9 protein-coding genes, 1 tRNA gene and 1 pseudogene are annotated in these 10,142 nt (G+C 66.6%); 6 read left to right on the top strand and 5 right to left on the bottom strand.

Going from position 1 to position 10,142, the window contains the following annotated elements; translation table 11 throughout:
• The first annotated feature begins 494 nt into the window (after positions 1–494).
• The 3 genes from AC1RS9_RS07550 (at position 495) to AC1RS9_RS07540 (ending at position 3,375) form a co-directional block, all read left to right on the top strand.
• Positions 495–1,268, top strand: coding sequence for a DUF2971 domain-containing protein (locus AC1RS9_RS07550; protein ID WP_473957904.1), 774 nt, complete (start codon positions 495–497; stop codon positions 1,266–1,268).
• Between the two features lie 763 nt (positions 1,269–2,031).
• Entirely contained in the window at positions 2,032–2,469 is a 438-nt protein-coding gene (locus AC1RS9_RS07545) for a plasmid replication, integration and excision activator (protein ID WP_281711801.1), read from the top strand.
• An 87-nt stretch (positions 2,470–2,556) separates the two neighbouring features.
• The gene (locus tag AC1RS9_RS07540) at positions 2,557–3,375 is read left to right on the top strand and encodes a site-specific integrase (protein ID WP_312293439.1); all 819 of its coding nucleotides are present in this window, start codon (positions 2,557–2,559) and stop codon (positions 3,373–3,375) included.
• A gap of 1 nt (position 3,376) precedes the next feature.
• Here the strand turns inward: AC1RS9_RS07540 and AC1RS9_RS07535 are convergent.
• Positions 3,377–3,449, bottom strand: a tRNA-Arg gene (locus AC1RS9_RS07535).
• Between the two features lie 85 nt (positions 3,450–3,534).
• Here AC1RS9_RS07535 and AC1RS9_RS07530 point away from each other — a divergent pair.
• On the top strand, positions 3,535–4,704 hold the full coding sequence (locus AC1RS9_RS07530) for a magnesium and cobalt transport protein CorA (RefSeq protein WP_074045644.1): 1,170 nt from the start codon (positions 3,535–3,537) through the stop codon (positions 4,702–4,704).
• 95 nt (positions 4,705–4,799) lie between these two features.
• Here the strand turns inward: AC1RS9_RS07530 and ald are convergent, their stop codons facing one another.
• Positions 4,800–5,918: an alanine dehydrogenase gene (gene ald / locus AC1RS9_RS07525; protein ID WP_040014149.1), complete on the bottom strand. Its 1,119-nt coding sequence runs from the start codon at positions 5,916–5,918 to the stop codon at positions 4,800–4,802.
• A gap of 320 nt (positions 5,919–6,238) precedes the next feature.
• Here ald and AC1RS9_RS07520 point away from each other — a divergent pair.
• Both AC1RS9_RS07520 and AC1RS9_RS07515 read left to right on the top strand, forming a co-directional pair.
• Positions 6,239–6,346, top strand: a pseudogene (locus tag AC1RS9_RS07520) (ABC transporter ATP-binding protein); the annotation flags it as partial.
• Between the two features lie 139 nt (positions 6,347–6,485).
• Positions 6,486–7,679 carry an MFS transporter gene (locus AC1RS9_RS07515; protein ID WP_474916715.1) on the top strand — a complete coding sequence of 398 codons (1,194 nt, stop codon included), beginning with the start codon at positions 6,486–6,488 and terminating at the stop codon, positions 7,677–7,679.
• Positions 7,680–7,709: 30 nt separating this feature from the next.
• Here AC1RS9_RS07515 and AC1RS9_RS07510 read toward each other — a convergent pair whose 3' ends face one another.
• From AC1RS9_RS07510 to AC1RS9_RS07500, 3 genes are all read right to left on the bottom strand, one after another.
• Entirely contained in the window at positions 7,710–8,285 is a 576-nt protein-coding gene (locus tag AC1RS9_RS07510; protein ID WP_474916716.1) for a hypothetical protein, read from the bottom strand.
• 632 nt (positions 8,286–8,917) lie between these two features.
• A complete protein-coding gene (locus tag AC1RS9_RS07505) occupies positions 8,918–9,448 on the bottom strand; it encodes a hypothetical protein (protein WP_474916717.1) in 531 nt (176 codons plus the stop codon).
• A gap of 148 nt (positions 9,449–9,596) precedes the next feature.
• On the bottom strand, positions 9,597–10,142 hold a 546-nt coding region (locus AC1RS9_RS07500), incomplete at its 5' end, for a C40 family peptidase (protein WP_492921011.1).

The raw sequence follows: 10,142 nt of genomic DNA, 5'->3' as shown, positions 1-10,142 counted from the left end.
GACCAACTACATCGCCAGATCCCTGCTCGAGTCCGGCGGATTCAGACCTCAACTACACCCTCATCTGTGAAGAGCCTGAAACAGTCGAGAAACTTCTCACGCATCTTCGGCCAAGGCGACGCTAAGCTAAAAGCATGTCAGAGTCGCACGATTTCACAGCGTCCCACTCCCACGGACGGGCCTACGGCGAAACGCCTCCCCTGGAAGCTTCTTCGGGTGTTCACCGAGTGGCGAGGGATGCGAGCGGATTTCCAAGCTTCCTCGATACGCCTAGATTTATACCCTTCTCCTCCGGTGACGCCCGCGCCTCGGGCGTCTACGGTGCGGAAGCCAGGGTGGTCGAAGCTTCGAGAAGACCAAGTGATCTACCGGGGGGACAATTGGTTAATCCAATTCTGCTTCTCCAAAGTGGAATTGTGTGGCACTATTCGGATGGAACGGGCGTCGCTAGCATTGTGGGGAATCGAGAGTTATGGGCCACATCGGTCTCGAGCTTGAACGACGCCGGCGAACTCACTTATGGCTTGCGTAGGATTTGTGGCGCCTTGAGAGAGGCGAAAAAAACGGCAGGGGGTGTTTGGCTCGACCATCTTGAAAATTTGTTAAGAGAGATGGATGACAGCGCCCGGCATCTCGATCGAACCTATGTTGCATGCGCTTCTATGTCGAGTAATTCTCTCAGCCAATGGCGGGCTTACAGTGGCAATGGGGTTGGTTACGCTATTGGACTCGACTGCAATGAGAAACTGGCTGTGGTGGCAGGCTCAGATGTCGACATTGACGCTTCGATCAGTAAGACGATGACACTTGGCTGGCTTCCGGTCCTTTACGATCCGGCGCAACAACGTTCTTTGGCCCAAGATACCGTCGCATATGCGCTCTACAATTTAGAGTGGGGATGCCCCGTAGACAGCGTCATGACTGAAATTGTTTTTTCTGCGATTTGCATGAAACACCCGTCCTTCAAGGATGAGGAAGAAGTTCGCTACGTCACCCAAGTGTATGAAGAGAACGCCGTTCAGTTCCGCGGGGGAAAGTACGGAATTACCCCCTATGTGCGCCTAACGGCACCTCAAGATGGTGGCATCAATGAACAGGGGACAATCCTCTGCGTTCACGGTTCCTGCGACTCACTACCTATCGTCGAGCTGAACGTCGGACCGGGCAAGATGGCAGACTCCGCGCGGAGAGGCGCCGAAAAATTGCTGCGACATTGCGGTTTTTCAGAAGTCTCCGTCAGCTCGGATGAGTCTCCCATACGGTGGTGAGCGGCGAATAGTGCGGTCCAAACGAAGTTGGACGCCAGATAATCTACGACCCAGTCACAGCTCCTCCCATGTCTAACTTAGTGCCCAAGAATTCTGCGAATATCGCCGAGCGTGAGCGTTGGGAAGGATGCTCGGACAACATCTTCGTCAGGCTCGCCCGCGAGCATCTGAGCCAGCGCATTGACATGACACACCTGATATCGGCGGGCGAACGTGCTCAGCGAAACACCCTGGCACCGCGCTAGAGGGATCAGGGGCGGTCGAGGCTTGCTCAAGGCATGTGCGTAGGTGGTCTGTATGGTTCTAAAGTCACGCACTCCACGCAGCATCATAGAATTGCGATAAAAAGCGTTCGCCAGACAGATTGAATGACTCGCGGGCGACGCATAAATTTGGGTTTTGCGGACCCGGCCTTCGACTGCGCGCAGCATGCCGTCGATGATATTGGGAATGCCCTGGACCCTCGTCCGTGCAGCTCGCGACTGCGCGTGCGCAATCGCGCGTCTCAATATATGAGACACTTATAATCGGCCGCGCGTGCACTCATCGCGGTACTTTCTGCGTCACCGCAGTAGGTCCTTTTGTTGTTTTAGGTTTATTGCCGCGCTTATCTGAAGAACAGAAGTGCATTCACTGTGGTATATAGTGCGACCTTTCAGCGCTGGCTTGGCGCGGGCACGCGATTCGGACTGTTTGCGCTTTCGCAAACGCAAGACTTTTCTTGTTCTAGCCAAGAGGTGCTTGGCCAGGACAAGGAGAACAAATGGTTATCCAGCGACGGATCAACATGGAGCACGCGAGCGTCTTCCCTGCGGGGGCGTTCTTGAAGGGGGCGGTGGAGCCCGTAACGGACTTCAACGCGCCGAGGCGGGAGGACGGGTCGCGTCCGCAGCAGGCGGACAAGGAGACGGGCCTGCTGGTGTGGCAGGTGATCGTCATTGACGCGGATGAGGAAGCGTCCAAGAAGGACTCCGCGGTCTCGGTGAAGTTCCTCGGTCCGCACCGTCCGGTGCCCCCGGAGAACAAGTCTGGGATGCCGTGGACGCCTGTGGAGTTTGTGGGCTTGTCGGCGCTGCCGTACCTGGACAAGAGCGGTCCGAGTCCGCGGTTGGCGTGGTCGTTCCGTGCGGAGGGCATGGAGGAGCCGTCTGGCTCGGGTCGTGGTGGCGCGGGTAACGGTTCGAACACGGAAGCCGCCTGATGATGGGAGCGTTACCGCGAGATCGTTCGTCGGCACATCATCCCGACATGGGGTACATGGCAGCTCGTCAAGATCTCGCGCTCCGACGTGACGAGCTGGCTGGGTCGTCTGAGTGCGGAGGGGCTGAGCGCCGGGACCATCCGCAAGGTGTACCTCGTGTTGTCGATGATGTTGGATGCTGCGGTGGCCGACTCGCGGATCGTGCGAAACCCGGCCAAGGGCGTGCCTCTCCCCCGACAGACGCGGAAGGAACCGCGCTTCCTCTCGGCCGACGAGCTTGGTCGGCTCATCACGGCAGCCGGTGACGATGGCCTGCATATTGCGGTGCTGGGTTTGACGGGTCTTCGGTTCGGCGAGTTCGCGGCGCTGCGGGTCGGCAAGCTCGATCCGGTGCGTCATCGCCTCACCGTGTCACAGAGTGTGAGTGTGGTCGGTTCGCAGATGGTTTGGACGACACCGAAGACGCATCGCACGCGCTCGGTTCCGGTGCCGCCTGCGCTGACGGCCCGCCTCGTGGATGCCGCCGGAGGGCGAGACCGGAACGACCTGTTGTTCCCGGCCCCGATGGGCGGCCCGATCCGCCTCAACAATTGGCGACGTCGGGTGTTCGCTCCGGCGTGCGAGGCAGCGGGCATCGCGGGAGCGACGCCGCACGATCTGCGTCACACGGCGGCCTCGTTGGCGATCGCTGCGGGTGCGAACGTCAAGGCGGTTCAGCAGATGTTGGGCCATGCGTCGGCGGCGATGACCCTTGACGTGTACGCCGGGCTGTTCCCCGACGACCTCGATGCGGTGGGTCGCTCGCTCGATGGGCTTGTGCCAGAAATGTGCCATTTCGGGGGTGTGGACGTGGAGAAGCAGGGCGCCCCGGCCTCCACTCGCGCGGAAAACCGGGGCAAACGGTGAGTGCTCCCGGCAGGATTCGAACCTGCGACACCCGCTTTAGGAGAGCGGTGCTCTATCCCCTGAGCTACGAGAGCGTGCGCCGAAGCGCGCCCGTCAGCCTAGCCGATCATCCGGACGCGCTGGCAGGCCTCTCCCTGGCGCCCGTCCTAAGATCACCCCATGCCCACCTGGCGAAGCCGTTACGTGCCCACCCCGCTCGGGGTCATCCGCGCGACCCCGCCTCCCGCGTCGACGCCGCCCGAGGAGACGTCGTTCGAGCCGCTTCGCGACGAGGACGACCAGCCGCCACCCGAGGCGACGATCGTCAACTCGACGATCTACGCGGGCGAGCAGAAGGTCAGCGACGCCGGGTCCATCGCCGAGGCGTGGCGCGAACTGCACCACCCGTCACACCACGACCACGGCCCGCGCATGGCGTGGATCGGCATGACGCAACCGACGCCGCGTCAACTCCAGCAGGTCGCGCGCATCTTCGACCTGCACCCCCTCGCCGTCGAGGACGCGATCGTCGCGCACCAGCGCCCCAAGCTCGAGCGTTACAACGAGACCCTCTTCGTCGTGCTGCGCCCCGCGACGTACGACGACGCGACGGAGACGGTGAAGTTCGGTGAGATCCACGCCTTCATCGGCCCCGACTTCGTCATCACGGTGCGCCACACGGCGCAGCCGGTCCTCACGCCCGTGCGGAGCCGCTTCGAGAACGACCCCGACCTGCTCGCGCGCGGGCCGCAGGCCGTCCTCTACGGCCTGCTCGACTTCATCGTCGACGGGTACGCGCCCGTCGCCGCCGGCCTCGAGAACGACATCGACGAGATCGAGACGCAGGTCTTCGAAGCCGACCCGACCGTGTCGCGCCGGATCTACGAACTCTCCCAGGAGGTCATGGAACTCCAGCGCGCCGTCAAGCCGCTGCAGACGATGCTGCGTGGCCTCGAAGCCGGCGCCGCCAAGTACGGAACCGACGACGAGATCATCACCGCCCTGCGCGACGTGCGCGACCACGTCACCTCGATCGTCGAACGCAACGACAACTTCCGCCAGTCACTGTCGGAGATCCTGCAGCTCAACGCCATCCTCGTCGCGCAGACGCAGAACGAGGAGATGAAGCGCCTCGCCGAGGTCGCCAACAACCAAGCCGACGAGGTCAAGCGCGCGTCCTCATGGGCCGCCATCCTCTTCGCCCCGACCGTCGTCGCCGGCGCCTACGGCATGAACTTCGACCGCATGCCCGAACTGCACTGGGCGTACGGCTACCCATTCGCGCTGTTTCTCATGGTCGCCGTGTCGTTCTGCATGTGGCTCGTGTTCAAACGCAAGAACTGGCTCTGACGGCGACGCGGCACGGCCCGCTCGGACGTCGCTCGCCCGCGACGCGGTGACCCCGCCACGCCCACGTCCACGCCCACGCCCGCGCCCGAGCAGCCTCACCCCGCGAGCGCCTCCTCGACACTGACGACCGGCCGGTCGGTCGCCTCGGCGACGGCGGCGTTCGTCAGCTGCCCGGCGTGCGTCGTCAGCCCGCGCCCGAGGGCAGCGTCGCCCTGGCATGCGGCGCGCCATCCGTCGTCGGCGATCTGCAGCGCGTGGCGCAGCGTGACGCCCGCAAGCGCATGGGTCGACGTGTGCGCGACGGCGCCCGGCATGTTCGCGACGCAGTAGAAGATGCTGTCGTGCACACCGAACGTCGGGTCGGCGTGCGTCGTCGGGTGCGAATCCTCGAAGCACCCGCCCTGGTCGATGGCGATGTCGACGAGCACCGAGCCCGGCCGCATCCGCGAGACGAGCTCATTGCTCACGAGGGTCGGCGCCTTCGCACCGGGCACGAGCACCGCGCCGATGACGAGATCCGCTCGCAGACAGGCGTGCTCGACCTCGTGCGCGTTGCTCATCACCGTCCGCATCCGCCCACCGGTTGCCGTGTCGATCGCCCGCAGCCGTGCGGCATCGAGATCGAGGACGGTGACGTCGGCGCCCATTCCGAGCGCCACACGAGCCGCGTTGAACCCCGACACGCCGCCGCCGAGCACCACGACATCCGCGGGGCGCACCCCCGGCACGCCGCCCATGAGCACGCCGCGCCCGCCGTACGGCTTCATCAGCGCCTGCGCGCCGACCTGCGGGGCGAGGCGCCCGGCGACCTCTGACATCGGTGCGAGCAAGGGCAGCGACCCGTCGTCGAGGCGCACCGTCTCGTAGGCGATCGAGGTGACACCGCGCTCGAGAAGCTCCCCCGTCAGCGTCGGGTCGGCCGCGAGGTGCAGGTAGGTGAACAGCACCTGGCCCTCGCGCATGCGGTGATATTCCTCGGCGACCGGCTCCTTCACCTTGAGGATGAGATCACTGTCGGCCCACACCTCGTCCGCGTCGTCGACGATGACGGCGCCCGCCGCGCGGTAGTCGTCGTCGGTGAGGCTCGAACCGTCCCCGGCGCCGCGCTGCACCCGCACCTCGTGCCCGTGCAGCACGAACTCGTTGACGCCCGCCGGCGTGCACGCCACCCGGAACTCGTTGTTCTTGACCTCGCTCGGAACACCGACCCGCATGATCTTCTCCTCCGACTCCTTCGACGTGACCGTGATCACTTGCCACGCTAGGAGTTCACCGCGCTACGAGCGAGTAGGGCCGGGCCGGGCGCCGTCAGAGCCGTCACATCCGCCCGCGATCCCACGCGGGCAGGGGCTGCAATGAAAGCATCGAGGGCATGGATCGGCAGCCGCCCGTCCCCGTTCGAGCAGCCACCCACGCCCCCATCCGGCCCGGCGAGCACGCCCGCCATGCAGGCACCGGCCATGCAGCTGAGCGAGCTGACGAAGAACTTCGGCAGCCACCGCTAGGTCGATGACCTGAGACTCACCGTGCCGCGGACGCACTCGGCCTCGACGAGGCCGCCGACAAGATCGTCGCCGACTATTCCGCAGGCATGACGCAGAAGATCGGCCTCGCCTGCGCGCTCATCCACGCCCCGCGCGTCTGGGCGCGCGGCAGCTCGAGCAGACGCTGACCGAACTGCTCGCGAAGATCAACACCTGAGCCGTGCGACGCCCTGACGGGCGCGTCCAGGCATGCTCGTGATTGCATGGGTACTCACCGGTAACAACGAAGAGGACCGCATGAAGCACTGGATGCGCCCCGCCCTTGCGATGCTCGCCGTCGCCTGGGGCGGCAACGAGTTCACGCCCCTGCTCGTCATGTACCGCACGCAGCATCACCTGCCGCAGGTGACGGTCAACGTGCTGCTCTTCGCGTACGTCCTCGGCATCATCCCCGCGCTGCTCATCGGTGGGCCGCTCTCCGACCGCTACGGCCGACGGCGCCTGCTCGTCCCCGCGCCGTACATCGCGATGCTCGCGAGCGCCATCCTCGCGTTCGCCCACGCCAACGTCACCGTGCTGTTCCTCGGGCGCGTGCTGTCGGGCATCGCGCTGGGTCTCGTCATGGCCGTCGGCTCCTCGTGGATCAAGGAGCTGTCGAGCCCGCCGCACGACGACGCGCCCGACGGCACCGGCGCCAAGCGTGCGTCGATGTCGCTGACGGCCGGCTTCGGCCTCGGCGCCGCGTTCGCCGGCCCCCTCGCGCAGTGGGCGCCCTACCCCGACGAGCTGTCGTACCTCGTCAACATCGTCGTGACGGCGATCGCGGGCGTGCTCGTCCTGCGCACGCCGGAGACGGTTGACGCGGCGTCGCGCTCGACGTCGTCGTTGCGTGACGATCTGCGCATCCCCGCCGTCGGCCACCGTCGGTTCCTGTTCGTCGTGCTGCCGATCGCCCCGTGGGTCTTCGGCGCCGCCGCGTGTGCGTACGCCGTCCTGCCCGCGCTCATGTCGTCGCACGTCTCGTCGGCGCCGATCGCGTTCTCGGCGCTGCTGTGCGTCGTCGGCCTGACGTGCGGCTTCCTCGTCCAGTCTGTCGGGCGCCGCATCGACTCCCCCGGCACCACCCGAGCGGTGCGCGTGGGGCTCGTCGTCCTCGTCGTCGGCATGCTCGCCGGCGCGCTCGCGAGCCGCGAGCTCAACATCGCCACCGCGATCCTCGGCAGCTTCTGCCTGGGCGCCGGCTACGGACTCGCGATGGTGAGCGGCCTGCTCGAGATCCAACGTATCGCCGGGCCCCGCGACCTCGCCGGGCTGACGGCCGTGTTCTACGGCGTCACCTATCTCGGCTTCGCCGTCCCCGCGATCATGGCGACGCTCGCGCAGGACGCCGGGTTCAGCTACCCCGCGATGTTCGAGTTCGGCGCGATCATGGCCGCGCTGTGCCTCGCCGTCGTCGTCATCGCCGACCGTCGGATGCCTACGAACGGCTGAACGGCTTGCGGACGCAGCTCACACGACGATTCACTCGAAGACCGTGAGGAGCACGATCGCGACGACGGCGGCGATGAGGAAGCTGCTGATCGACGAGGCGAGCAACCGCTCCGACGTGCGCTGCGGCACGAGTTCGGGGTGACGCTCGCCGTCGGCCCGGCCCGTGAACGGCGACAGGATGACGGGCGAATCGACCGGAACATAGGCCTGCGCGGCGCCCTCCAACGCGTCGAGGTCGGCGGGCGCGAACATCGAGATGCCGGCGACGAGCAACGGACGATCGCCCCCGTCGAGGAAGACTATGGCGTCCTCGGCCGTCCACCACCGGAAGCGGCGCGGCACGATGCGCGCGGTCTCGTTCCACGCGATGAAGACCTGATCACGCCCACCGGCGAGATACTCGACGCCGTCCTCGTCGACGCGCAGCCGCGTGCGCATGTCACTGAGGAACGAGAAACCGAAATAGGCGACGAAGAAGACGACGACCGCGACGATGTTGCCGACCGACGGGCGAATGGCGAGCACGGGCGCCGCCAGGACGGCGAACAGCACGACCTCACAGGCGTGATGGCGCCAGAACGCCCACGGGCTCGCCTCGATGACCACGGGGCCTAGTCAACCAGACCGCGCCCGCGGCGACGAAGCGGGCGCGGGGGCCGGTCGAGCCCCCAAGACTCCACCGACCCCGCCCCATGCATCGCCCAGCCTGCACACCCCTGAGCATCGAGCGCGACGCACGGCTGACCGCCGTTCATTCATACAGACGCCCGACATCCTGAGCCGGTTGCACCCCACCGCAGACTTTTTTTCGACCTGGAGCTCCTGGTCGGGCCCATGACGCTCGCGCGAGCGCCCGCCATGGGAGACAATCCCAATGACGCGGGGAGGCACCCTGCGACGAGCGAACCAGGGAGCCACCCCACGATGCACCGCCTCACCCCCAGCACCCACGCTTGCCTTCGTGCCGGCTCTCGTGCCGGCGCAGCCGCCCTGCTCGCCGCGGGAGCCATCGTGCTCGGCGCGCCAGCGGCAACCGCCGACCCCACCGCACCGTTGGGCTCGCCGAGCACCGGCGCGGGCGTGAGCAGCGCCGTGTTCCAGAGCGCCACGTGCAGCGCATCGGGCGGATACTCGGCCCTCGTCACCCTGACGAACGCCGCCCCCGAAGCCCAGACGTTCTCATTCACGACCGGCGCGGGCGGCGGCGCGACACCGGCAGCGACGAGTGTCGGCGCCGGTCAGAGCCTCACCGTGCGCGTCAGCGCACCCTCGCAGGCCCGTGCCATCTTCGTGACGACGGCCTCCGGCGGCTCCGCCGGCTCGCTGCCCCTCAGCGGCTGCGGTGACGCACCGTCCACATCTTCGACGTTGTCCGCGACCGCTGAGCCGACACGGACACCGCGCCAGAGCACCTCGCCCGCCCCGACGAGCGACGAGCCGATGCTCGCGCCCACGATCTCATCTACGGGCGCATCGAGCCCCGCATCCCCCCTGGCCCCCACGACGCCGATGGCACCGACGACACCGCGCAGCAGTTCGACGAGCGCCACCTCGTCGCCCGAATCGTCTTCGTCTTCGTCCGGGTCGTCTTCGTCTTCGTCGTCGAGTCGTTCCAGTTCGGCGTCGTCGACCAGCACCTCCAGCCCGTCGCTCGCCCCCTCGGACGCGGCATCAGCCGACGAATCCGACTCGAGTTCGACGAGCCCCCTGCTCGTCGCCGGCGGTGTCGGCCTCGCACTGCTCGGCCTGGCGCTCGCCGTCACCGTCATTCGCCGCGACTACCACTGACGCAGGATCGTCACGGCAGACCACCACGACCCCGCTCGAAGCACGCGCCACACGAAGAAGCGCCCTCCCCGTCACGATGACGGGGAGGGCGCTTCTCAGGTGGCCGCGCGGGCCGACCGATCACATCGATCAGAGGCGACCGTAGGTCGAACCCGACAGCACCGGGTACAGGCCGGTGACGGTGCCCGGGTGGCGCGCCTCGTAGACCATGCCGTTGCCGGCGTAGATCGCGACGTGGCCCGGCAGGAAGACGAGGTCGCCGGGGCGCGGGTCGCTGACGGGCGTCGTCATCGCCTTGATGGCGCCCGACTGGTGCGGCAGCTGGATGCCGGCCTTCGCGAAGACCATCGCGACGTAACCGGAGCAGTCGGCACCGGAGGTCGACGATCCGCCGTAGACGTAGGGGATACCCGTCAGGCCCGCGGCGATGGAGACGACTCCGGAGTTCGAACGCGAGGCGGAAGCCGTGTTCGTGGCCTTCTGCGCGCTCGAGGCGTAGGTCGGCGTGGCCGAGTGCGTCGTGGTGGCGTGACGCACCGTCGCGCGGTGCACGGGTGCCTGCTGGTGACGCGGCGTCTGGGCGACCGGGCGAGCCTGGGTGTGCTGCGAAACCGCCTGGCGAGCGTGCGTGCGATGCACGCGCTGGTGCGTCGCGGTGGCGCGCTGGGTGTTCGT

The organism is Dermacoccus sp. MPR-E5 (assembly GCF_058809565.1).
This window is presented reverse-complemented; position numbering and strand designations above follow the sequence as displayed.